Origin of the sequence: Agathobaculum sp. Marseille-P7918 (genome assembly GCF_900625105.1) — a bacterium.
Taxonomy (GTDB): Bacteria; Bacillota; Clostridia; order Oscillospirales; family Butyricicoccaceae; genus Agathobaculum.
The window spans coordinates 23390-46436 of record NZ_UYYD01000005.1; the positions used below are offsets into that span (position 1 = coordinate 23390).

Genomic DNA, 23047 nt, shown 5'->3' on the forward strand with positions numbered 1-23047 from the left:
TCCTATGCGGTTTCGATTTTCGTCTGTTTGTACGGGTCGTCCTCCATCTGGACGACCTGCGCCTCGTCAAAGCCGTCCCACTGCTCGACGAACCGCTGATACCGTCCCTCGAACCAGAACGGCAGCGTGCGGCGCGAACCGTCGCGGTTTTTCGCGATCTTGATGACGCGCAGCTGGTCGGCGTCGCACGCCTTAAACTGTTCCGGCGTTTTGAGTTTCTTCCGATCCGGCGCGCCGATGCGCAGCACCGCGTCCGCGTCCTGCAAAATCTGTCCCGAGCCGCGCAGGTCGCCCGACCGGTTAAGCTGGCTGAGCGCCAGCACCACCCGCCCCGACCGCGTCAGCTGCTGCAGCGTCTTGGTGCTGTGCGTGATCGTGGTGTACTCGTCCGCCCGCGGGTCGGACGGCTCGATCAGCTGCAAATAGTCGATGATGGCCACGTCGGTGCGCGTCGCCTTGACGTCGGCCGCGATCTGCTCGGCCGTGCAGCCGCTCGCATGCACGATGCGAAACGGCAGGTTGAGCAGCTTTGCTTTGGCCCGCGCCTGCATTTCCAGCTCGGGCGCCGTGAACCGGTGCGCCTTGATGTGCCCCAGATCGACCAGCGCCGTGCGCGCCATGATGCGCTGCATCAGGCGGCGCTTGTCCGTCTCGAGCGTGTAGAACGTCACGCGCGCCTGCCGCGCGAGCGCCACCGCGACAGACAGCGCAAACGCGGTCTTGCCGGCCGACGGCTCGGCGGACAGGATGACATACTGGCCGAGGTTCAGCTCGGTTTCGAGCGCCTGCGTCACCGACGGGAAGCCCCAATCGAGGAACTTCGGCCGCTCGTCCATTGTGGAAAAGTAGTCCAGCAGCAGCGCGTTCATGTCGCTGCCGCGGTCCTCATTTCCGGATGCCAGCACGGTCTGCATGCGCTCGACCAGCGCGGCCACCTCGGGCAGCGGCACGGCGTAGGCGATGCTTGACCGCGTCTCGTGCAGCAGCGTGTCCAGCCGGTAGCGGATCGCGCAGTCCCGCAGCTGGCGGATGTAAGCGGCGCAGTTGCTGGGCGTCATCATCATGTCGGCCAAGTCCTTGACCAGCTGCATGTACTCGGTGCCGCACGCGGCGCGCACGGTGTATGGGTCGATCTGGTCATTCCGGGCGAACATCGCCCGGCAGGTGTCGAAGATGTAGCGCCGCTCACCGTTGAGGAAATCCTCCGAGCGCACCTGCCGGAACACGTCGGCGGCGTTCATCGGCGCGTCTGCGATCAGCGCGCCGAGCACGCTTTGCTCAGCGTCGTTGTACAGTTTGAGCGCCTCGTCTGTCAAAGCCATGTGTACTCGTCCTCCTTGCGCTCGGGCGGCGTCGACGGCGTGGGGATGCCGTCCGGCTCGTCCTCCCAGCGGCGACCGTTCAGCCATGTCGCCGGGTTGGGCACATAGCGGCCACCGTCCTTGGTCCACTGCTCAGACTGCGACTGCCACTGCAAAGCCGCCAGCATCTTGTCCAGCAGCGCCCGGTCGACTTTCAGCCGGTCGAACGCCCGGCGCGCCGGTTTTTTGGCGACGTGCTTCGGGTAAGCTGCCCAGAATGCATCAAACAGTCCGTCGTCCCCATTGGGGACTATAGGGGTATTATTCTTACTTGTATTATTCTTCCTATTATATTGGTAGAAGTTTTCTTCCATAGGGTCAGGAAGTTTTTTGCTATACCTATGGAAATTTTCTTCTATAGGGGTCTGCACCTTTTCCGCGGCGGCGCGCGCGTTTGCCTGCACCCAGATTTTGCGCGCGGTGACCGCACCCTTCGCGTCCCGCTCGACCTCGATGCAGATATAACCCGTGTCTGCGAGCACACCCACCGTCGCGCTGATCGTGCGCTTGGACTTGCCAAACTGCGTGGCGAAATAGTCATTGGTGGCGTCGCAGTAGCCCTTCTTGTTGCACAGCGCCGTGATGTCGCTGTACAGCAGCTTTGCAAAATCGGACAGGCGCTCATCATAGCGCACGTCCGCGGTCAAGATGGAAAAATAACTCGGACTTGGCATCAAGCGCCGCCTCCCTTCTTGCCCGGCGTTCTCACCTGCGCCACCGCCTTTCCATCGGCTGCACCAGCAGCCTGTCCACCAGCATGCCGAGGCCGAGGTAGGCGCAGCCTACCCCCAGCAGGGCGATCACAGCGTAGATCATGGCTGCACCTCCGGTTTAAGATATACCGCAATCGCTCGGGCGCATGCCCTGCAGACTGCCCGCCCATTCGGCAGCTCAAGCAGCAAGTCGTCGCTGCCGCACAGCGCGCAGCCGCGCGCGTACTTGCGCAGTATGATGCCGTCCTCTTCCGTGCATATTTCCATAGCGCAGCCGGTGTCGATGCCCATTGTGCGGCGCAGTTCCTTCGGAATGACAATGCGCCCCAACTCATCCACCTTGCGCACAATACCTGTGTATTTCATGTTTTCTCCTTCCCCCGGCGCGGCCCTCTTGACAGCGCCGGGCTTTTCCGGTATCCTTGTAAGTACAGTTATTTGATTTGCGCTCAGTCGCGGTTGCCGCCGCACTGGGCGCTTTCCTTTTGCGCGGCGCAGTCCAGTTCGTAATATGTCGTTGTGAGCTCTTGCAGCTCCGCCATGATTGCGTCGTGGAGCGGACGCTCTTCGGCGGTGATAACGCCGTCCTCATTGATCTCCATCAGCTGATCCAGACGGCCGCTCTTGGCAAACTCGCCGAACAGCCGCACAAAACGCATCGTTGCTTGCTCAAGCGACTTCTGCCGCACGTCCGGCAGCAGGTCTCCCAGCTCGCCCGTCGCAAGATGCTGATAGCACAGATATGGATAGTCATACAATCGCGCCATGCGCAAAACGACCTTATCAGGCGGCCGCCGACGGTTCTGCTCATACGCGCCTAGGGTGTCGACCGATATGTCCAGTCGCTCGGCGGCGGCTTCCTGCGTCAAACCCTTCATTTCACGCGGACTTTGATAAATATTTCCCTGCTTTTGCACACTGGTTTCCCTCCTTTTTTCATGGTATAATGCTCACGCACCGGGGATAAAACCGACACGCTGCTGCCGCAGGCGCTCCATATCGGCTTTCTCTTTGGCTTTTTCAAAGCGCAGCAGCTCATCCTGCCGCACCTTCCAGCCGCCGAGCTTCGCACCAGACAGCTGGCCGCTGATAATCAACTTGCGGACATAATCCTTGGAGCAGAGCCAGCGTTCTGCGATCTCGTCGATGGTCATGTACTTTCCGGCCATTACGTCACTTCCTTCCCCTTATCGTTTGGTTCAAAACCGCCGAACGACGGCCCAGACTCCAAAAGACGCCGTATATAGTCCACCAGTGCGATCGTTTGCAGATAGGTAAACCCCGCACGCTTCGCTTGTTCCAGCAAAGACTGCGCAATCGGCGCGATTCTCTCGCGGCCTGCAGCGTCCAGCAGCGCGTTCCGTTCAGCATGCGACAGCTCGAGCTTCATGCTGCGCCCACCTTTCTCTCCAGTAAGGCAGCTCCGCCTCCATAGCAGCGGAATTGTCTGCTATATTGGAAATCATCGTTAACATGATAAGGCTGTCCTCTTGAGGCACGTTTTCGAGAATTTCATCCATCTCAAAAATAAGTTCCCACACAGCTCGAGCCGCTGAGACATCCTCACCGTTTCGATCGATCAGCGCGACGGCTACCGCAGTTGCAGCGTCCTCACTGCCGCACAGCAGATCATACAGGTCATACATTTCCTTCGGGTGCGCATCACAAACACCTATCGCGTAATTCTTCATTGCTCCCATGATTATTGTTCTCTCCTTTCAGTTTCTTCACACTGGCGGTTACCCCGCCTCCTTTCCCGGATCGTCCGCGTACAGCTCGTCGATGGTGCAGCCAAGGAAGTCTGCGATCTTCGGGAAAAAGCGCGGGCGCGGATATGTGCCCTCTGCTTCCCATTTGGTGACCGTGCTGCGATCTACACCCAGCGCATCGGCCATAGCCTGCTGGGTCGCGCCAATCGCTTCGCGTTTGGTCTGGATAGATTTCATCGTTTTCACCCCTTTCTTGTGGTTGCTTGCCCTTTCCCACTCCATGTGTTACCATGAAATGGGAAAGGAGGTGCCAATGATGGCTGATAACAGCAGTTTTCCGTCTAAGAAGAATGAAGTCCTCGCCATGCTCTATGTTCAATCGCAGGATTTGAGCCAAAAATCCCCCGTTGAAATTGCTGAAATGTACGAGCAGGCATATCATCAAATTGATCAATATTACGGGGACAAACTCAGTAAAGACGTGCAAAACGGAAAGTGGTCACTCTAATTGCTCACCTTCATTTGCAGCAATGCCTCTTTAACGTGATCGAGCAGCAACTGGGCTGTCACAATTTTCATGCCGTCCAACGCTTTGAGAATTGCGGCAGCCCGCTCCACTTCATAATCCTGAAACAGCTTATCGTCAATGCTAACGATCTTCCCGTCCTCGACGATAACTTTTCTAAAAGCTTGCATCCCCTCTCGCCTCCTTTTCTTTATCTTCATGCGGATGAAGTTTCTTCACCTTTGTGCCTATATTATAGGTGACGCTTCTTCTCTTGTCAAGTGTATTATATGAAATTTCCGCACCTTTATTGAAATGTGAAGTTTCTTCCCTTAAAATACAATTGGGGTGATACCTTGAACAATCTAAGAACTGTGCGGACTACTGATCCGCGAAAATTGACCCAAAAAGATGTCGCACTTTTCCTTGGTGTAGATCGCAGCACCTATAACAAATATGAAACTGGCGACAGCGAACCTAATTTTGAAACGATTTGCCGTCTATCAGACTTTTTTGACGTATCGGTCGAGTATTTAATGGGGCGTCCGGGCGCAAAAAAAGCACCCGCTCATCAAGAAGCAGGTGCCGAAACCGAAACCGCATGGGACGAAATCAGAAGTCTTTTAGAGAGTGCTCCTCCGGATAAAGCCGAGGACGCTGTTCGAGTTGTTCGGGCTTTATTAAGTCCTCAAGAACACACAAAATGAACGCAGCGGCATCAGCTGGCCGCGATGTCTCATTTGCAATTTTTTTTAATTCAGCTAACGCGTTCATTTGCACCCCTCCAAAAAATCGAACAAGTGTTTGCTTTATTATAATACAGCCGCATGCTCGATTTGTCAAAGGGATTATGTACGGCTGCGGCCGTCAAATATAGAACAGATCCTCAACACTTACGCTCATTGCTTGGGCCAGCATCAGCGCTATGTCCACGCCGGGCGTGCGCTTTCCGCTTTCGATCTCACTGATAGTTGATGCAGGGACACCTGAAGCCTGTGACAGCATATCCTGAGACCATCCGAGAAGTTTTCTCATTTCTTTTACATTGTTTTTCACATTCTATCCTTTTCTACCGATTTTTGTCGATTTTTCTTTCAAAACTTCTGATATCAGAAGTTTTACGGATAGTATGTGCATTTGATGTAATATTATGCTAAAATTATATGGTGTTCAAATTGAACACCTCAAATGGGGGATTACAAATGAAAAAATCCATCATTTTATCTGTTCTACTTTTCTCGTTAACTCTATGCGCTTGTACCACTTCAAGGACTTCCGATTATCCTACATTTGGAGCAAGCGCCGAACGTTGTGCAGATGCAATGGGCACTTCACTTGAAGGCGGCGGCACATATAATGCTTTTTCAGAAGAGCCTACAATAACTGAAGAGGAAAACGAAACCTTCGGAACAATCTTATGCTACAGTTATCCTGTTTGCGACGGTGTTTATGCTCTACTCTATGAAAACAAAAACACTGAGCTATGTTACCAACTTTCACTTTCAGTTAACTGGAGTGAAGTAAATACATGGAATAACAGCATTGATTTAATCAGCGGATATATGGCAATTCTAATTCTCACAGCGGAGCAAGACAATGCAAAAGCTGAGGACATTGCTTCTGAACTCGGTCTACTCTCCATGGGTGACGCTTATGCCGATACCAATATGACCGCCGAAAGTGACACTGCTTCCTATTCTTATACAACACAAAATAAATTTACGATGTTAAATGTCTTAGCTCAATAATCGCCCACACGCTGCTTACTGCAATTTAATTCAGTGTTCAAATTGAACACATAAAAAGCACCCGTCCCGGGGCTCTACTACCGGAACGGGCAAAGATGGAGTGTTTCACGATTCTCCGAAATTATTATACATGATTGGGTAATTTTGTCAACCGCAGACCACAACCGAACACCGTTCTCTTGTGGTCTGCATTTTTACGCCCCTACAAACCGAACAAATGTTCTAATTCTATGCAAGGAGGCCGCTTCATGCCCGAGCAAACCAAGAAAAAATACACCTACAAATACGTCAAGGCGATCACGGTCGGGCACAAGCCGGACGGCAAGCCGATCCGCAAGTATATCCGCGAGAACAATAAAGCGATCTTTGAACAAAAGGTGCGCTACTACCAGAATCTCAACTCTCGCGGCGTGCAGATCGTCGGCCGGTCGCTTACAGTCGAACAATGGGCGTGGCAGTGGTACCACACCTACAAAGAGCCGAAGATCGGCGCGAGCCAGCGCATCAATTACGAAACCAACCTGCGACGCCATATCCTGCCGGTGATCGGGTTCATGGCTGTCAATGCCGTGCGGCCGTACCACCTGCAGCAGCTCGTCAATGATGCCCGGCGTGAGGACGGCCAGCCGCTGGCGCAAGGCACGGTGCGGCAGATCCTGTACACACTGCGGCAGATCTTCGAACAGGCCGAGATCAACGGTCTGATCGAGGTCACGCCCTGCCGCCGCATCGAGAACACCGCGACCGGCAAAACCGCTCGACGTGCATTGACCCGTGAGGAGGAAGCGCTCGTCCGCAAGGTAGCTGCCCGCCACTGGGCAGGTCCGTGGGTGCTTCTCATGCTGGACTGCGGCCTACGGCGCGGCGAAACCGTGCCGATCGGCAAGGCCGACCTGTGCAAGGACGGCACGATGCTGCGGATCAGCAGCGCCGTCACCTACGCCGAAGGGAATCAGGCTAAGCGTAAAAGCACCAAGACTGCCGCCGGGGAGCGGTTTGTCCCTATGCCGCCCGCGCTGCTTGCACAGCTGGACACCTCCGGCCGGTACTTCTTCCATGGGCAAAACGGCAGGATGCTCACGCTCACCCACCTGCGCCGCATGTGGGGCAGCTTCCACCGCGCATGCGACCGGGAGGCCGGTGCCAAGCTGTACCGCAACAAAATCATAGAGCACGCTTTCGACCCGGCAATCACACCCCACTATCTCCGGCACACCTATTGCACCAACTTACGCCGTCAGGGCATTGATCTGAAAACCGCGCAATACCTCTTGGGACATGCCAGCATCACCACTACAGCGAACATCTATGACCACGTCGATATGGACGACATCGCCCAGCTCAGCTTGCATGAAGCACCAAAAGAGACGTGATATTTTGCAACACATTTGCAACGCCTTTTTGCATTTGCCTGCGTTCGCATCCGTTTTATCTGTTTTATCAAAAATTGCGAATACCGGAATTTCAAAACATCAAAAGGTGAGCGCCTTGAAAAGTTCCCGAAAACACAAAAAAGCCGTCACTTTCGTGACGGCTTTTGCTGGTGGGGTTGGCGGGGCTCGAACCCACGACCTCTCGCGTGTGAGGCGAACGCTCTGACCAGCTGAGCTACAACCCCGTTTGTTCGGTTTACCTTATTACTATACCAGAAACAAACGGGGTTTGCAAGCCTTTTTTCACGGCTGGCCGTTTTTATCCAACCGTCCGAGCAGCGCCACGATCAGCGCGATCACGGCCAGCACCGTAAAGATGCCCGCCATGCCCTGTCCGAGCAGCATAATCGCCATTCGTACCGATTCAGTCATCTGTCATACGCCCCTTTCTCACATAAAGAACCCGAGGATCACGCCGCCTGCCACGACTGATGCAATCTGACCGGCAACATTCGCGCCGACCGCGTGCATGAGCAGGTGGTTGGTCTTATCCGCTTCCACACCCAGCTTTTCGATCACGCGCGCGCTCATCGGGAAGGCCGAGATGCCCGCCGCACCGATCATGGGGTTGACCTTGTTCTTGCAGAACAGGTTGAGGATCTTGGCAAACACCACGCCGCCGATCGAGTCCAGCACAAATGCGATCAGGCCAAGGCACAGGATGAGCAGCGTATCCGGAGTGACGAACTGCTCGGCGCGCATGGAGAACGAGATCGTGATGCCGAGCAGCAGCGTGATCAGGTTGGCCAGTTCATGCTGCGCAGTTTTGGACAGGCTCTCGAGCACGCCGCACTCGCGGATGAGGTTGCCGAACATCAGGAAACCGACGAGCGACACCGACGCGGGCGCGACCAGTCCGGCCACGATCGACACGACGATCGGGAACAGGATACGCGTGCGGCGGCTGACCTTGTTCGCGGCATACGGCATCTTCATCGCGCGCTCTTTTTTGGTCGTCACCAGTTTGATCGCGAACGGCTGGATGATCGGCACGAGCGCCATATAGCTATACGCCGCGACCGCGATCGCGCCAATGTATTTCGAGCCGAGCACCTGCGAGACCAGCAGCGAAGTCGGGCCGTCCGCCGCGCCGATGATGCCGATGGACGCCGCGTCAACGATGTCGAAGCCGAAGGCCGCCGCCGCGATGATGGTCAGGAAAATGCCGACTTGCGCCGCTGCGCCGAACAGGAACAGCTTGGGATTGGCCAGCAGCGGACCGAAGTCGATCATCGCGCCGATACCGATGAACAGCAGCAGCGGGAACGCCTCGCTCGCCTCAATGCCGCTTTCAAACAGCCATTGGATGATGCCGTTGGTTTCGCCCACGCCCTGCGTGATCTGATCGATCACGCCCGACATCGGCAGGTTGACCAGAATCGCGCCGAAGCCCATCGGCAGCAGCAGCGCCGGCTCATACTGCTTTTGGATCGCCAGCCAGATCAGCAGACCGCCGACACAGTACATCACAACCTGCTGCCACGTCACCGACAGCAGTCCTTCGTATAAAAATTCCATTTTACCGCCCCTTTCGATAAAAAAATGACCTGCGTTTTCCTCAAAAAAAGGAAAACGCAGGTCTGGTCATTTCAGGCAACAGCCAGAACGGGATCATACGCCCCGTCATGCTTGTTGGCGATGCCGCGCGGACAAGCCGCGCCGACTACTCCCCTTTGTTTGGCATCATCTTATCATGGGAAAGGGGCGGTGTCAAGGCTATATTGCTGTTAAGTTTTCGTCAAATTGTGCACTCAATAACCATATGCGCCGTTCTCAAGCACCCATTTGCCGTCCGCGCCGCGATACAGCGTAAACGACCAGCCTTCGGCCTGCTCGCGCCACGCGTCCTCGCTGAACTGCGCGTCGCCCATGACGGTAATCACGTTGTCGATTGTCAGGCCGTCATACAGCACGTTGTCCTGCAAAACGCCGCCTTTCATAATCCCCTGCGAGAAGCTGAAATCGTGACTTGCATCATAGTGCAGGTTTTCGACCGAAAAACCGTGCCATCGCGCATAGCTGCGCACCGCCGCATAGGCCGCTTCGATCTCCTCATCCGAGAACCGCGCACCAAAGATGTCCGGATTGGCCGTCTTGTGCTGCTGCCACATGGTCTGCACCTCTGCGCCGAAGCCTGCGACCGCGTCCTCGACCGCGTCCTCGTCCTGCTGCCAGCGTTTGTCCAGCTCGGCAAACACAGCCTCGGCATACGCACCATCGACCCAGCCCATCTCGAGCGCTTGCAGCAGTTCAACCGTCGTGCGGTAGGGGTAGTACTCCATCATGTTCGCGACTACGCGGAGATACGGCGGATACTGCGGAATAGAGCCGTCATAGCCGAACGGCAGCCACAGCACCGGGCTGCTGTCGGTCAGCTGCACGCGCTGCACGCGGATGGTCATCTCGCCGTCGTCCCAGCGGTAGGTCAGACCCATCTCGGTATCGTCCTCGCTGCCGGTTTTGCCGACCCACTTGCCGCCCACAAAATGCAGCACATATTCCGCGCAGGCTTCGGGACTTGACAGGTCTGGATTCTCGAGCGAGGCAGGCTTTGCCGCCATCTCGCTTAAGCTTTCCAGCCCGGTCGTATCAAACACCGGGAAGCCCTGCTCGAGCGGAAACGCATACCAAAACTCTTCGAGCGAACGCACACCATCCGAGGTGTTGACCAGCGCTTCGGTGCGCGAGGGCGTGGTGGTATCCGTGCGGTCATACCACACGCGCTCGACCGTGGTGAAGAAATAGTCCCTAGTCGGTACGACGAATCGGATAACGACCAGTGCGGCATTGTCCGCAACCTCCGGCTGGATCGTCACTTCGTCGCGGATCAATTCAGCGGTGGAGTCGTTCTGCGCCGCGTAAACGCGCGCCAGCGCGCGCAGCAGCAGCGCCTGTTCGTTGGTGCGCTGCTCCGCCGTCTGCCCGTCAAATGAGAGTGCCTCCGCGCCCAGCGCCTGCGCCGCCTGATACATTTCGGTATAGGCCGCGGTGATCTCCTCGTCCGTCGGGTCATACTGCACATCAGACGCAAACGCCAGATACCAGGTCAGCCCATCTCGCTCGGCCAGTTCCTTGCATGGTATCACATATTCCGCTTGCCAGTCCTCGCCATAGAGCTCCCGCAGATAAGCGGTCGCCTCGACCTGCAGCGTCATCACCCCGCCGCCATCTGTCGGGTCGTCCGAATAGCCCGGCAGCGCATTTTGCAGGCCGAACTGCACGATGCCGTCGCTCTCGACCGCGTAACCCTGCTCAACAAAGCAGTCGGGCAGCGTCAGGGTGTAGCCGTAGGTGGCATTGTGATATTCGGTCGAATGGATGGTGTAATCCGTATTTGGCACGCCTTCGTTTGACAGCCGGTAGACGAACGCCGCGGTGTATTCCTGTTCCGTGCCGGTATACGCGCTGGTGCGATAGGTCACCGTCACGCCGCGATAGACCACCGCGGTAGGCGTCGAGGACAGCGCCTCGGCCGCCAGATGCTCCACCTTGTACAGGTATACCGCGCTGCCGCGGTCATAAACATCGGTAAAGCGAATATTGGTCTGCTGCGTCTCCTTGTCGGTGTATTGCAGCGTGCCGTCCGCGTGGATGACCGCGTCGGTCAGCACGGCATCCGTTGCGGTCAGCTTGCCGTACAAAGGTTCCAGTTTAATGGTCTGTCCGGCTTCCAGCAGCGGGATTTCGCCGTTTGCGTTCTCGATCGCCTGCTGGATGGTCGCGCCGACCGGCAGCTGCACATAGCTGACCGGGCTGTCTCCCTCGACCAGATACGCGCCGAATCCTTCGTCAAACTGCGTGACCAGCCCGACCGGCAGCCAGTAATCGCCGGTTTTGCGCATCTGCACATCGACCGACGGACTGTTATCGACAAAGTTCAGCCGCACCGTGGCTTCGCTCTCGTCCTCGGAGACCACTTCGCTGGTGAACCAGCGTTCTGTTGTGATCTGATGCTGGTTGCCCTCGATGTGCTCGACATTCTCGCCAAAATAGCCGAACACGGTTTCCACGGCGTCCTGCACGCGCGTCAGCGTGTCGAGCGATGCACCGTTAAAGCTCTGCGCGCCCTCCGAGACGGTCGGCCACGGCAGGCCGGAATCGTAATAAAGTTTGAAAAGATCACTCTTTGTATAATTACTTGCTGCAACCTCGGTCACGCTGTTGATCACCCGACGGCCGTCCGCGCGCGCCGTGGTGACCAGATACGCGCTGCGCGTATCATCCACGCCGCCGCCGTACATCTGGAACACGGCAATATACTCACCGCCGCTCGTCGGCACAAGCGTATAATTCCGGTAAGACGGGGACGAACCGCCGTACTTCCAGCTGAAACCGCCGTCCGGCAGCTGCTGTGCGGTGCGGTAATCCTGCTGCTTCTGCGCGGTCAGAATGGGGTAAATATACTGCCCGCTCTTGTGCGTCACGCCGCGCGCGTACTGCCCCGCAAGGTCGGCGGCGGTACGGTTATTCTTGCCGCCGTCATAGGTGAAGTCCTGCGGCAGCCAACCGTCGCCGAATTGGTTTACCATGGTGAGAGTCACTTCGCTGCCGTCGGCAAACCCGACCGTCAGATCCATAATATCGTCACCCATCGTGCGGTCGAGGGACGAGCCGCCGCTCGTACCGATGGTCTTGAGGTGCAGCAGATACACAGCCGCTTCGGTTGGATCGCCCCACGTATCCGGATCCAGCTGCGTAAACGAGTCCTTGCCGACCTCCAGCGGATCGGGCAGACCGAGGTCGTTTTCATACAGGATGCGGAACTCATCCAGCGAGGTCACGCCATCCGGTGCGACCGGCTCGGCCTTTGCGACCTGCCAGCCGTCCGCCCCCCGCTCAAAGACCAGCTTTTCGCCCGTGCGATAGGGCACAACCTCGTCCGGCAGGTTGTCGAACTGCACATCGTACAGCACATAGGTATCCTCGCCGTCTAATTTGACCGCATAGCCGAGGTTTTCCGTCTGCTGCGCCCACTGCTGTGCCAGCGCAACGCGGTCTTCCTCCGTGAGCTTCTTCTTACTCTCCCCTACCGAAAATGTGCAGCCGAGCGTGCCGACCAGCACCGCCGCCGCAACCACCAATGCGATGCCGCGCTTTTTGGCTTTTTTGTCGAACAGCCCCTCAAACCGCCGCATCAGCGTCTTTTTGTCGCCCGTGAAGCACGACACCAGCGCGCGGCGCTTGACCTGCGCCTCCACCGAGCGCAGAATGGTTTCGCCGTAAGCGCGGCGCGCGGCCACGTCCATGCCGCGCACGACTGCGTCGTCGCACGCGAGCTCGATGTCCTCCTGCGCGAACCGTGCCAGCAGATGCACAAGCGGATTGAACCAGTGCACCGCCCGCGCCGCGACCAGCGCCAGCTTGAGCCACAGGTCGCCCCGCTTGTAGTGCGTCAGCTCATGCCGGAAGATGAACGCCGCGTCCTCAGCGGACAGCGCTTCATCCGGCAAATACAGCGTAGGGCTGACAAATCCCGCCAGCATCGGGCAGTCCGCCGCCCGCGTCACCCGCAGCGGGATGTCCCGCCGGATGCCGAGTGCGCGCTTCTGCTCCTCGAACACCGCACGCAGCGTGTCGCGCTGGGCGGATTCGCCGGTCTGCCGCACCAGATAGCAGAAGGATACATAGCCATAGATCTGCCAGATCGCAAACGCCAGCATGCCCGCGCCCCACAACACGAACAGGATTTTTGCCACCGGCACCAAGGTATCGCTTGTCAGCGAATCGTCCCAACTTGCGTTCTCGGCATCAGCCGTCACACGCGCAGGCGCATCCTGCGTCTGATCCTGTACGGTGCTGTCCGTTTGCTCGGCCACAGGCGAGAAATCCGCCTCGTCGGACGCTGCCGGCGCCGCGCCCGTCCGGGCACTCGTCTGCAGCGACACATATTTCACCGGCGTCACCTGCACCGGCGGGTCGGGCAGCGTCAGCTGCACGGGAATCAGCAGCCGCAGCGCGAGCACCGCCCACACAATGCACATCGCGCGCGCCGGATAGCGTTTTTTGAGCGTCTTGCGCAGCAAAAACAGCACCAGCGCCGCCGCCGATACGGTCAGTCCGATCTGCAGAAGATTGTTGAGCAGATCCGTCCATTCAAAGCGTAACATATCCTACCCCTCCCTTCCTACCGTCCCTGCGCGTCGAGGAAAGCGCGCAGTTCGTCGATGTCGTGCGCGGTCAGCGCGCCCGCATCCGACAGGCTTGCCACGAGGTTTTTCACCGACCCGCCGCACACGCGTTTGACAAAGCTGCAGCTTTCGCGCTGCAAATATTCCTCACGCGTCACGCACGGCGTGTACTGGTTCTGCCGTCCCTCTTTCTCGCACGAAAGGAACCCCTTGTCGCACAGGCGTGACAGGAAGGTCAGCACGCTTGTCGCCTTCCAGTCGCTCGGCACCTTGCGCTGCACTTCCGCAGCGGTCACCGGCGCCTCCAGCGCCCAGACCGCCTGCATCACCTCGAGTTCGGCGTCCGGCAGCCGTTTGCTTTTCTCCATGTTGTTCCCTCCTTTTCTACAAATGTAAAATCCTTTCTGTGCTTACATTCTACAATGGTAGAAATTCATTGTCAAGTCATACTTTGTTTACACTTTGAAAATTGACAAATGGCACTGTTCTGCGCTATGCTTATAGTGTAAAATCACCGAACCCCCTACCGACAAAGGAGCCGGAACCTATGCGAAAATCCATGGCGCTCGGATTCGCCATTTGCAGCACGCTGCTGCTCATCCTGCTGTTTATCGCAGGACGTATGCTGTATATCAAACTGTATCATCAGTCCTATGCGGACATCACCGATAAAACCACGCAGACCTCAATCACACTCACGGAAAACCAGACCGTCGTGCAGACCGTCACCGACCCTGCACAGCTGGAAAGCATTACAAACCTGCTCAAAAGCTACACCTACACCCAATATCCGCACTTTTTCAAACCCGGCAAGGAAGAGCTGACCGGCAACCTGCTGACCGTGACCTTTGAAAACGGCAGCTCCATCGGCGTCAACGCGGACGGATATGTCTTTGTAAACGGCGACCTACGCGATATCGAAGGCAGCCGCGGACAGGAATTTTATCACAAGCTGTATGTTCTGTTCTATCCGAACGCTTCCTGACGCGGCCGGAAGCATATGGTTTTAGGGGGAGAAAACAACATGCGTCAACTGCTGCTGGATGCAGAATCGTATTACACGCGATCGCAGGTGCACGACGCGCTGGCGCGCGCCTTCGGCTTTGGAGCGGATTACGGCGGCACGCTGGACGCGCTGTACGACCGGCTTTGCGTCTGTCCGCCCACGCGGCTGACGCTGCGGCATGCGGAAATGCTGGTGGTCAACCTCGGCAACTACGGCGAGCTGCTGCTGCGCGTGCTGGCCGGTGCGGCAGCGGAAAACCCCTTGTTTGTGCTGAACACCGAATAAAAAAAGACGTGCAAAGCACGTCTTTTTTTATTGCCCTTACAGGCGTCTGCCGTTGAATTTCTGCGCCGCCGCGGGACAGCCCTCGGCGATGATGCAAGCCGCGGCGTCCACCGCATCCGCGCAGGCCTTGTCGATGCCCTTTTGCTCGTCGGCGGTGAACTTGCTCAGCACCCACGCCGCAAGGTCGTAATCCGGGTGCGGCTTTTTGCCCACGCCGATCTTGACCCGCGGAAAGTCCTCGCTGCCGAGGTGATAGATGATGTTTTTCAGGCCGTTCTGCCCGCCCGCCGAGCCTTTCGCGCGCACGCGCAGCGTGCCCACGTCGAGCGAAACGTCGTCCGACAGCACGATGATGCGCGCGGGCGGAATCTTGTAAAAGGCCGCCGCGTCGCGCACGGCCTCGCCCGACAGATTCATAAAGGTCTGCGGCTTCATCAACAGCACGCGCGCACCGCCGAGCGTCGTCTCCCCGACGAGCGCCTTGAACTTCATTTTGTCGATCCGGCAGCCGCTGCGCGCGCAATAGCTTTCCAGCGCGCGGAAGCCCGCGTTGTGGCGGGTGTTGTCGTATTTGCTGCCCGGATTGCCCAGCCCGACGACCAGCCACTCGATCGGCTGCGCCGACTGCGCGGCCGCGGCGGCCTTTTGCTCGTCCAGCTTTTTGAAAATATCGAATACTGACATGATTTCACTCCAAAACAAAGCGCCTCCCCCGCAGGGAGGCGCTTTTTCTCGTTGTTTATTCCACGGAGAGGATATAATAGTAAACCGGCTGTCCGCCGTCGATCACCGAGATCTCCAGCTCCTTGTTCTCCTTGCGCAGCAGCGCTTCCACCTCGGCCGCCTGCTCCGCGGAGACGCCCTCGCCGTAGATGACGGTGGCAAACGCACTGTCGTCGGTCACCATCTCGCGCACGAGCTTTTTGATGACCGAAGTCTCGCGCCCGCTCGCGCACAGCTTGCCTTCGCGCAGCGACAGATACTCGCCCTGCTTGATCTTCTTGCCGTCAAACTCGCTGTCACGCGCAGCATAGGTCACCTGACCGCTGCGCACATGGGCCGCCGCATCGCGCATCGCTTCGGCGACCAGTTTTTCGTCCTCGCAGTCCGGATCGACCGCCAGCATCGCGGAAATGCCCTGCGGCAGCGTCTTGGTCGGCACGACCACGATCTTCTTTTCCTCGGACAGGTGCACGGCCTGCTCGGCCGCCATGATGATGTTCTTGTTGTTGGGCAGCACGAACACGATCTCCGCCGGGACGGCGTCCACCGCGCGCACGATCTCATCGGTCGAGGGGTTCATGGTCTGGCCGCCCTGCACGACCACGTCCACACCCAGATCGGTGAACACGTTCTTCAGGCCCTCACCCGCGGCGACCGCGACAAAGCCGAACTTCTTTTCCGCCGGCACGATCACGCGCTCGGCCGGTGCGTCCGCCGTGCCCTCGATCACCTTGGCGGTGTGCTGCTCGCGCATGTTCTCGATCTTGACGGTCAGCAGCGGGCCGAACTTGAGGCCCTCTTCGAGCGCCTTGTTGGGCTGGTCGGTGTGTACATGCACCTTGACAATATCGTCGTCCTCGACGACGACTAGGCTGTCGCCGATCTCGTTCAGAATCGCGCGCAGACGGCCGACATTGCGGGCCTTGTCCTTGCGCTCGGCGATGAACTCGGTGCAGTAGGTGAAGGTGATATCCTCATCCGCGATCGCGGCGAAATCCGCGGCCGCCTTGGTCGGCTCGGCCGCCTTGCGTTCCTTATGGATGCCGCGCAGCGCGTCCAGCATGCCTTCGAGGATGGTCAGGTAGCCGAAGCCGCCCGCGTCCACCACGCCCGCCTTTTCCAGCACGGGGTTCTGGTGCACGGTTTCCTCCAGCGCCTTGCGGCCGCATTCCAGCACCGCTTCCAGCACCTGCTCGGCCGAAAGCTCGGGCTCGGCCTGGCAGGCCTCGACCGCGTGCTGCGCGGATACGCGCGACACGGTCAGGATCGTGCCTTCCGCCGGCTTCATGACCGCCTTGTACGCGGTCTCCACGCCTTCGCGCAGCGCCAGCGCCAGTTCCCGGCCGCCCGCCTGTTCGGTCTCACGCAGCTTTTTCGCCACGCCGCGGAACAGCAGCGACAGGATGACGCCCGAGTTGCCGCGCGCACCGCGCAGCAGGGCGGAAGCCGTCGTATCGGCGGCCTTGGCGAGCGTCGGCTCGGTCAGTTTTTCCATCTCGGTCATGGCCGAGGCCATGGTCATGGACATATTCGTGCCCGTATCGCCGTCCGGCACAGGAAAAACGTTCAGTTCGTTGACCTGTTCCTTCTTTTCGGCAATGGCGAGCGCGCCCTCGATCACCATGGACTGGAACAGCGCGCCGTCAATTCTCTGATCTGCCATTTATTAACTCTCCCCGAATTCTTTTTTGGCCGCGCGTTCAGTCCGCACGGATGCTCTCTACATAAATATCCACGTTCTTCACGTCCACGCCGGTCAGGCGCTCAACATGATAGCGCACCTCGCTGATGATCGAACGGCACACGGTCGCGATATTGACGCCGTGCTCGACCGCGATGTGCAGGTCGATATTGACGCCGCCGTCCGGCGCTTCGGTCACTTTGACGCCGCGCGACTGGTTTTCGCGTCCGAGCAGATGCGCGAGTCCGTCCGACATGGAGCGGATGGTCATGCCCTTGACGCCGAAGCACGAAGACGCCGCATAGCCCGCAATGCCGGCCATCACCTCGTTTGTGATTTCGATATATCCGAGATCGGTCTTGATCGTCATAGAAAAACCCTCCCTGCGATCGTTTGATACTGTTTGGAGGAAAAACGCCGCGAACCCCTCGGTCCGAATCGTTTTTCTTCCTATATGATATAACAAAACCGTCCCAAATACAAGCAAACCGGTAATTTTTTTGCGAATGGTTCAACAATTCGCCGAAGAATCGACAGGAAAATGTACACCATTTCCGAAATTTCCGTTTTTGCCCGTATTTTCACAAACAAATGTTTGCCTTATTGCCCAATTTAGGGTATAATAAAGAAAAATACGAACGTATGTTCCAAAAGGCAGCAGCAAGGAGTGCGTCCCTATGAAAAAAATCTCCGCCAAACAGCAACGGATTTTGGATTATATCAGTGAATTTTCCCTTGAACACGGCTATCCCCCCTCGGTGCGCGAGATCTGCGCCGAGATGAACCTACGCTCGCCCTCGACCGTGCACGCGCATCTGAAGAAATTGCAGGAAGCGGGCTACCTTGAGCCGAGCGAGCACAAATCCCGCGCGCTGACGCCGGTTTCCGGCCCGTCCATGGTCACGCGCGTGCCTATCCTCGGCCGCGTCACCGCCGGTATGCCAATCCTCGCGGTCGAAGAGCACGTCGGCTATGTCCCGTTTGAGCCGGCGGCCAATGGCGGCGAATACTACGCCCTGCGCATCCGCGGCGACTCGATGGTCGGCGTGGGCATCATGGACGACGACCTGGTCATCGTCCGGCAGGACGTGCAGGCCCGCAACGGCGATATCGTCATCGCCCTTTTGGAGGACGAGGCGACCTGCAAAACGCTCAATATCACGCCGGACGGCGTGTGGCTGATGCCGGAAAACTCCGCCTACCCGCCCATCGACGGCACGGGCTGCCAGATCCTCGGCGTGGTCAAGGCGGTTTACCGCGAATACTAAAATATCTTCGATGGAAACTACAGTTTCCATCGAGTTTTGCCGATGGCGGCGCGCGCCCTTCGGGCACACTTGCCATCGGTTTGTATAGCCCGTAGGCCTCTATCCTTTTGCCGCATTTGCGGCTGGTTCAATGAGAGAAAACCGTGATACACGGCCCAGGCCGCCCTCTCTTGGCCTGCGGCCAATTCACCTTGTGCTCCCGGTTTTTATGAACCTTGCGCTCTGTCGCAAGGTTCTGTTTTATGTGCGCTGCGGCGCGGAGACCCACCGCGCGGTAAGGAGGAGTTATGCCCGCACTCGAGGACAGCATCCGCTTTGTCAAAGGCATCGGCCCGAAAAAGGCGGCTTTGTTTGAAAAACTGCATATCCGCACGCTGCGCGACGCGCTCGAAACCTATCCGCGCGACTACGAGGACCGCACGCGCATCACCCGTATCGCGGATCTGGACGAGGACGGCAAATACGCCATCCGCGCCATTGTCGGCAGCGAGCCCAAAACCACGCACATCCGCAAGGGCATGACGCTGGTCAAATGCACGATCTTCGACGAATCCGGCTCGCTGCATGTGACCTACTTCAACAACCCCTACGCCGCGGCGCTGCTGCGCGTCGGGCAGGAATACCTGTTTTACGGCCGCGTGCAGACGAACGGCCGCATGCGCATGCTGATCTCGCCGCAGTCGGAAAAGGTGTCGCCCGACGCAGACCACCCCGGCCGCATCGTGCCGGTGTACCCGCTGTCCGCCGGGCTGACCCAGCGCGACATGGCGCGCGTGACCGAAGCGGCGCTGGACGCGGTGCCGGGCGACTGGCCCGACCCGCTGCCCGAGGTGCTGCGCGCGCGGTATGACCTGCCGGATGCGGCGGACGCGCTCGCCGCCATCCACCGGCCGCAGACTGCGCAGGACGTGACCGAAGCGCGCCGCCGCATGGTGTTTGAAGAGCTGTTCCTGCTGTGCTGCGGCTTGCAGCAGCTCAAGGAACGCCGCAAGGCGGACGCGGGACTGGTGTTTTCCGACGCCGCCCTGCCGGATTTTTTCGCGGCGCTCCCCTTTTCGCCCACAGGCGCGCAGCGCCGCGCGATCGATGAGATCGCGGCGGACTGCGTCTCCGGCAAACCGATGAACCGGCTGGTACAGGGCGACGTCGGCTCGGGCAAGACCATTGTCGCCGCCGCCCTGTGCGCGCTGGCGGCCAAAAGCGGCTGTCAGGCCGCCTTTATGGCGCCGACCGAGATCCTTGCGGCGCAGCACGCGGAAACGCTCGCACCGCTGCTGGAACGGCTCGGCATCTCGTGCACGCTGCTGACCGGCTCGATGAGTGCGCCCCAGAAGCGCGCGGCGCTCGCCGCGATCGAAAGCGGCGCGGCGCAGGTCGTCATCGGCACGCACGCGCTCATCCAGCAGGGCGTCACCTTCCACCGGCTGGGCGCGGTCGTGGCCGACGAGCAGCACCGCTTCGGCGTGGCGCAGCGCGCGGCGCTGTCCGCCAAGGGACAGACGCCCCATGTGCTGGTCATGTCGGCAACGCCCATCCCGCGCACGCTCGCGCTCATCCTGTACGGCGATCTGGACGTGTCCGTGCTGGACGAAGTCCCGCCCGGCCGGCAGCCGGTCGAGACCTACGCCGTGGGCGAAAACATGCGGCGCCGCATCACCGCCTTCATCGACAAGCAGATCGCAGACGGCGGACAGGTCTATGTCGTCTGCCCGCTGGTCGAAGAGGGCGAAATGCACCTCAAAAGCGCCGAGCAGCACGCGCTCGACCTGCAAAAGGCGCTGCCGCAGCGGCGCGTCGCGGTACTGCACGGCCGCATGAAAAGCGCGGAAAAGGAGCGCGTGATGCAGGCGTTCGCCGCCGGGGAATACGATATTCTGGTCGCCACGACCGTCATCGAGGTCGGCGTGGACGTACCGAACGCCAACCTGATGGTCGTCGAGGACGCCGACCGCTTCGGCCTGTCCCAGCTGCACCAGCTGCGCGGCCGCGTCGGACGCGGCACGCGGCAGTCCTACTGCATCTTTTTCGGCGCGGACAAGGGGCAAACCGCGCGCGAACGGCTGAAAATCCTGTGCAAAACGAACGACGGCTTTGAGGTCGCGCGCGCCGACCTTGCGCAGCGCGGCCCGGGCGACTTTTTCGGCCGGCGGCAGCACGGCCTGCCCGCGCTGCACGTCGCCGACCCGATCGCCGACCTTGCGCTCATGCAGAAGGCGCGCGAGGAAGCCGAAGCCATCCTCTTGGCCGACCCGACGCTTGCGGGCTATCCCGAACTGCGCGCGCGTGTGCATCGCATGTTCGAGGAGCGGGACGACGAGGCATTCAACTGAAAAAAGGGAGAAACCGAAATGGTTTCTCCCTTTTTTATTCTTCGGTCTTTTTGCCCGAGCCGTCGCGTTCGGAGAGCACCAGTCCGCCGAGCGCCAACACCGTGCCCAGCCACATGGACGGAGTCATGGTCTCATGCAGGATGAGCGCTGAGCTGACAATGGTCACGATCGGGGTCGCGTAAATGTACGCGCTCGTGCGCACCGGCCCGAGCAGGAATACCGCGCGGTTCCACGTCACAAAACAGGTCGCGGACGCCCCCAGCCCGAGGAACAGCAGGTTTGCCAGATGCACCGGCTCGAGCCATGCCCCTGGCCCTGCCGGAAAGCCCTCGAGAAACGCGGGGATGAGCAAAAACAGCAGCCCGTAACCGAACACCCGGCAGGTCAGCGGCACGGTGGCGTAGCCCGCCGAACCGAGATACCGGATGATGACCGAATACACGCCCCACACGAGCGCCGCGCCCACGCCGAGCAGCGCGCCCAGCGGGCTGAAGTGCAGCTCGCTCACGCCCGCCAGCGACACCAGCGCGATGCCCGCCATCGCGCAGACAAAGCCGCAGAAAAACCAGTGCCCCAGCTTTTCATGCAGCAAAAGCGCGGCAAACAGCGCGGTGAACAGCGGTGCCGCCGCCACGATGATGCCGACGAGCGACGCGGATATGTAGGTCAGCGCGATGTTTTCCATCAGGAAATACAGCGTCACGCCGGTCAGCCCGGCCAAGGCGAACAGCACCTCATGCTTTCTTTCCTTGGCGCGCATCCAGCCGCGCGAGGCGATCAGCAGTGCCACAAACCCAAGCGCAAAGCGCGTGACCATGATCTCGACCGGTGAAAAGGTGCGCAGCAGCACCTTGGTGGACACAAAGGTCGTGCCCCAGACCAGCACGGTGAACGCGCCCAGCAGGTGCCCCTGCAAATGATGATTTTCCCGCATTGTTTTCTCCTTCCGCGCGCCCCCCGCGCAGCCTCAAAAGAAAATGGCGGCAAGCCGCCATTTTTTATTCGATAAATCCGCCGCCGATGACGATATCGCCGTCGTACAGCACTGCGCTCTGCCCCGCGGCCGGTGCACGCACCGCATCCTCAAACACGATCCGGGCGCCCGTGCCGTCCGGATAGACGGTCGCGCGGTCGCTGCGGCGCGAAAAGCGCACGCGCACCTCGCAGGCAAACGGCCCGTTTTCCGCGTATTCGGGCGCGATCAGGTGCATATCGCGCACGGTGATCTCCCGGCGGTACACATCCTCGAGCGACAAAACGACCTCGTTGGTCTCGGGCCGCAGCTCGTGCACGAACAGCCGTCCCTCCGCCGCGACGCCCAGCCCCTTGCGCTGACCAACCGTATAGCAGTGGATGCCCTTGTGCTGCCCGAGCACCTTGCCGTTCTCGTCCACAAAGTTGCCCGGCGGGCAGGCCGCGCCGTGGCGCTCCAGCCAGCCCTGCGTGTCGCCGTCCGGGATAAAGCACACATCCATGCTGTCCGGCTTTTCCGATACGGCAAGCCCGATTTCGCGCGCGTTTTCGCGCACCTCGGCCTTGTTTTCCGCCTCGCCCAGCGGGAACACGCAGCGCGCGACCGTTCCCCGCGGCAGGCGGTACAGCATATAGCTCTGATCCTTTTCCGCGCGGGCGCGCCGCAGCAGCGCACGGCCTTCGGCGTCGCGTCCCGTGCGCGCATAGTGCCCGGTCGCGATATAGGGCGCGCCGATCTCGTCGGCGTAATCGGTCAGGGCGCGGAATTTGATGAGCGGGTTGCACACCACGCACGGGTTGGGCGTGCGCGCATTGCGGAAGGAATCGGCAAAGTACGCGCAGATCTGCTGCTCGAACGCCTCGCGCCGGTGCGCAATATACAGCGGGATGCCCAGATCGTCCGCCGTGTGCTGCGCGGCTTCCTCGCCGCCCAGACCGACTTCGAGGAACAGGCCGTGCACGTCATAGCCCATGTCGCGCAGACGCGCCGCCGCCACGGCGGAGTCCACCCCGCCGGAAAGTCCCAATACTACCTTTTCTGCCATGAAAAACTCCAATCCATGCTTTTCCGCGCATTGCGCGGCATTGATCCGCCGCTCTGTGAGCGGCATCGCAAAGTCGAGCTTTGCCCGACTTTGCGATCCCCTGACTTAGGCGCATTGTGCGCCGTCATTCGGGTATCGG

The 23047-nt window shown here is 59.3% G+C and carries 27 protein-coding genes and 1 tRNA gene; 8 read left to right on the forward strand and 20 right to left on the reverse strand.

The features are described 5' to 3' along the window. Positions 1 to 2 precede the first annotated feature (2 nt). From EJL02_RS08515 to EJL02_RS08550, 8 genes are all read right to left on the reverse strand, one after another. A complete protein-coding gene (locus EJL02_RS08515; protein ID WP_164510357.1) occupies positions 3 to 1322 on the reverse strand; it encodes a replicative DNA helicase in 1320 nt (439 codons plus the stop codon). Continuing rightward, complete coding sequence (locus EJL02_RS08520; protein WP_125115990.1) at positions 1313 to 2035, reverse strand: helix-turn-helix domain-containing protein; 723 nt, start codon at positions 2033 to 2035, stop codon at positions 1313 to 1315. Before EJL02_RS08520 ends, EJL02_RS08515 begins: the two co-directional genes overlap by 10 nt. Positions 2036 to 2173: 138 nt before the next feature. Then, positions 2174 to 2440, reverse strand: a complete 267-nt coding sequence (locus tag EJL02_RS08525; protein WP_125115991.1) for an AbrB/MazE/SpoVT family DNA-binding domain-containing protein — start codon at positions 2438 to 2440, stop codon at positions 2174 to 2176. Positions 2441 to 2523: 83 nt separating this feature from the next. Beyond that, positions 2524 to 2991 carry a helix-turn-helix domain-containing protein gene (locus EJL02_RS08530; RefSeq protein ID WP_125115992.1) on the reverse strand — a complete coding sequence of 156 codons (468 nt, stop codon included), beginning with the start codon at positions 2989 to 2991 and terminating at the stop codon, positions 2524 to 2526. Between the two features lie 33 nt (positions 2992 to 3024). Beyond that, entirely contained in the window at positions 3025 to 3243 is a 219-nt protein-coding gene (locus EJL02_RS08535; protein ID WP_125115993.1) for a helix-turn-helix domain-containing protein, read from the reverse strand. After that, a complete protein-coding gene (locus tag EJL02_RS08540) occupies positions 3243 to 3464 on the reverse strand; it encodes a hypothetical protein (RefSeq protein ID WP_125115994.1) in 222 nt (73 codons plus the stop codon). The genes EJL02_RS08535 and EJL02_RS08540 overlap by 1 nt, the downstream gene beginning before the upstream one ends. Continuing rightward, a complete protein-coding gene (locus EJL02_RS08545) occupies positions 3439 to 3774 on the reverse strand; it encodes a hypothetical protein (RefSeq protein ID WP_125115995.1) in 336 nt (111 codons plus the stop codon). The genes EJL02_RS08540 and EJL02_RS08545 overlap by 26 nt, the downstream gene beginning before the upstream one ends. A 39-nt stretch (positions 3775 to 3813) precedes the next feature. Further along, on the reverse strand, positions 3814 to 4020 hold the full coding sequence (locus EJL02_RS08550) for a helix-turn-helix transcriptional regulator (protein WP_164510358.1): 207 nt from the start codon (positions 4018 to 4020) through the stop codon (positions 3814 to 3816). A 79-nt stretch (positions 4021 to 4099) separates the two neighbouring features. Between EJL02_RS08550 and EJL02_RS08555 the strand changes: the two genes are divergently transcribed. Further along, complete coding sequence (locus EJL02_RS08555; RefSeq protein WP_125115997.1) at positions 4100 to 4291, forward strand: hypothetical protein; 192 nt, start codon at positions 4100 to 4102, stop codon at positions 4289 to 4291. On the opposite strand, the gene EJL02_RS08560 is transcribed toward EJL02_RS08555, so the two are convergent. Beyond that, positions 4288 to 4479, reverse strand: a complete 192-nt coding sequence (locus tag EJL02_RS08560; protein ID WP_125115998.1) for a hypothetical protein — start codon at positions 4477 to 4479, stop codon at positions 4288 to 4290. The genes EJL02_RS08555 and EJL02_RS08560 overlap by 4 nt on opposite strands. A 165-nt stretch (positions 4480 to 4644) precedes the next feature. Between EJL02_RS08560 and EJL02_RS08565 the strand changes: the two genes are divergently transcribed. After that, on the forward strand, positions 4645 to 4995 hold the full coding sequence (locus EJL02_RS08565) for a helix-turn-helix domain-containing protein (protein WP_125115999.1): 351 nt from the start codon (positions 4645 to 4647) through the stop codon (positions 4993 to 4995). Between the two features lie 160 nt (positions 4996 to 5155). On the opposite strand, the gene EJL02_RS08570 is transcribed toward EJL02_RS08565, so the two are convergent. Further along, on the reverse strand, positions 5156 to 5344 hold the full coding sequence (locus EJL02_RS08570) for a helix-turn-helix transcriptional regulator (protein ID WP_243114440.1): 189 nt from the start codon (positions 5342 to 5344) through the stop codon (positions 5156 to 5158). Positions 5345 to 5490: 146 nt separating this feature from the next. Here EJL02_RS08570 and EJL02_RS08575 point away from each other — a divergent pair, with 146 nt between their 5' ends. Then, on the forward strand, positions 5491 to 6036 hold the full coding sequence (locus tag EJL02_RS08575; RefSeq protein WP_125116000.1) for a hypothetical protein: 546 nt from the start codon (positions 5491 to 5493) through the stop codon (positions 6034 to 6036). A 248-nt stretch (positions 6037 to 6284) separates the two neighbouring features. Further along, a complete protein-coding gene (locus EJL02_RS08580; RefSeq protein WP_164510359.1) occupies positions 6285 to 7409 on the forward strand; it encodes a tyrosine-type recombinase/integrase in 1125 nt (374 codons plus the stop codon). A gap of 168 nt (positions 7410 to 7577) precedes the next feature. Here EJL02_RS08580 and EJL02_RS08585 read toward each other — a convergent pair. The 5 genes from EJL02_RS08585 to EJL02_RS08600 form a co-directional block, all read right to left on the reverse strand. After that, positions 7578 to 7654: transfer RNA gene (locus tag EJL02_RS08585), tRNA-Val, on the reverse strand. 58 nt (positions 7655 to 7712) lie between these two features. After that, positions 7713 to 7841: a hypothetical protein gene (locus EJL02_RS14575; RefSeq protein ID WP_279221209.1), complete on the reverse strand. Its 129-nt coding sequence runs from the start codon at positions 7839 to 7841 to the stop codon at positions 7713 to 7715. Positions 7842 to 7859: 18 nt separating this feature from the next. After that, positions 7860 to 8987: a sodium ion-translocating decarboxylase subunit beta gene (locus EJL02_RS08590; protein ID WP_125116002.1), complete on the reverse strand. Its 1128-nt coding sequence runs from the start codon at positions 8985 to 8987 to the stop codon at positions 7860 to 7862. Between the two features lie 233 nt (positions 8988 to 9220). Continuing rightward, the gene (locus EJL02_RS08595) at positions 9221 to 13576 is read right to left on the reverse strand and encodes a M56 family metallopeptidase (RefSeq protein WP_125116003.1); all 4356 of its coding nucleotides are present in this window, start codon (positions 13574 to 13576) and stop codon (positions 9221 to 9223) included. Between the two features lie 17 nt (positions 13577 to 13593). Then, the gene (locus tag EJL02_RS08600; RefSeq protein ID WP_125116004.1) at positions 13594 to 13965 is read right to left on the reverse strand and encodes a BlaI/MecI/CopY family transcriptional regulator; all 372 of its coding nucleotides are present in this window, start codon (positions 13963 to 13965) and stop codon (positions 13594 to 13596) included. Between the two features lie 179 nt (positions 13966 to 14144). Here EJL02_RS08600 and EJL02_RS08605 point away from each other — a divergent pair, with 179 nt between their 5' ends. Next, positions 14145 to 14582 (forward strand): hypothetical protein, encoded by a 438-nt coding sequence (locus EJL02_RS08605; RefSeq protein WP_125116005.1) that lies wholly within the window; start codon positions 14145 to 14147, stop codon positions 14580 to 14582. 39 nt (positions 14583 to 14621) lie between these two features. Further along, positions 14622 to 14888, forward strand: a complete 267-nt coding sequence (locus tag EJL02_RS08610) for a barstar family protein (protein WP_164510360.1) — start codon at positions 14622 to 14624, stop codon at positions 14886 to 14888. Between the two features lie 36 nt (positions 14889 to 14924). On the opposite strand, the gene pth is transcribed toward EJL02_RS08610, so the two are convergent. From pth to EJL02_RS08625, 3 genes are read right to left on the reverse strand one after another with little or no spacing between them, the layout of a single operon-like run. Beyond that, positions 14925 to 15572, reverse strand: a complete 648-nt coding sequence (gene pth / locus EJL02_RS08615) for an aminoacyl-tRNA hydrolase (protein WP_125116007.1) — start codon at positions 15570 to 15572, stop codon at positions 14925 to 14927. A 55-nt stretch (positions 15573 to 15627) separates the two neighbouring features. After that, positions 15628 to 17274 carry a DAK2 domain-containing protein gene (locus EJL02_RS08620; protein WP_125116008.1) on the reverse strand — a complete coding sequence of 549 codons (1647 nt, stop codon included), beginning with the start codon at positions 17272 to 17274 and terminating at the stop codon, positions 15628 to 15630. A gap of 37 nt (positions 17275 to 17311) precedes the next feature. After that, a complete protein-coding gene (locus EJL02_RS08625) occupies positions 17312 to 17662 on the reverse strand; it encodes an Asp23/Gls24 family envelope stress response protein (protein ID WP_125116009.1) in 351 nt (116 codons plus the stop codon). A 307-nt stretch (positions 17663 to 17969) separates the two neighbouring features. Here EJL02_RS08625 and lexA point away from each other — a divergent pair, with 307 nt between their 5' ends. Both lexA and recG read left to right on the forward strand, forming a co-directional pair. Beyond that, complete coding sequence (gene lexA / locus EJL02_RS08630) at positions 17970 to 18560, forward strand: transcriptional repressor LexA (protein WP_125116010.1); 591 nt, start codon at positions 17970 to 17972, stop codon at positions 18558 to 18560. Positions 18561 to 18847: 287 nt separating this feature from the next. Continuing rightward, complete coding sequence (recG, locus tag EJL02_RS08635; protein ID WP_125116011.1) at positions 18848 to 20890, forward strand: ATP-dependent DNA helicase RecG; 2043 nt, start codon at positions 18848 to 18850, stop codon at positions 20888 to 20890. Between the two features lie 34 nt (positions 20891 to 20924). On the opposite strand, the gene EJL02_RS08640 is transcribed toward recG, so the two are convergent. After that, positions 20925 to 21824: a DMT family transporter gene (locus tag EJL02_RS08640; RefSeq protein WP_125116012.1), complete on the reverse strand. Its 900-nt coding sequence runs from the start codon at positions 21822 to 21824 to the stop codon at positions 20925 to 20927. A gap of 64 nt (positions 21825 to 21888) precedes the next feature. Beyond that, positions 21889 to 22908 carry a tRNA 2-thiouridine(34) synthase MnmA gene (gene mnmA / locus EJL02_RS08645; protein WP_125116013.1) on the reverse strand — a complete coding sequence of 340 codons (1020 nt, stop codon included), beginning with the start codon at positions 22906 to 22908 and terminating at the stop codon, positions 21889 to 21891. Between the last annotated feature and the right edge of the window lie 139 nt (positions 22909 to 23047).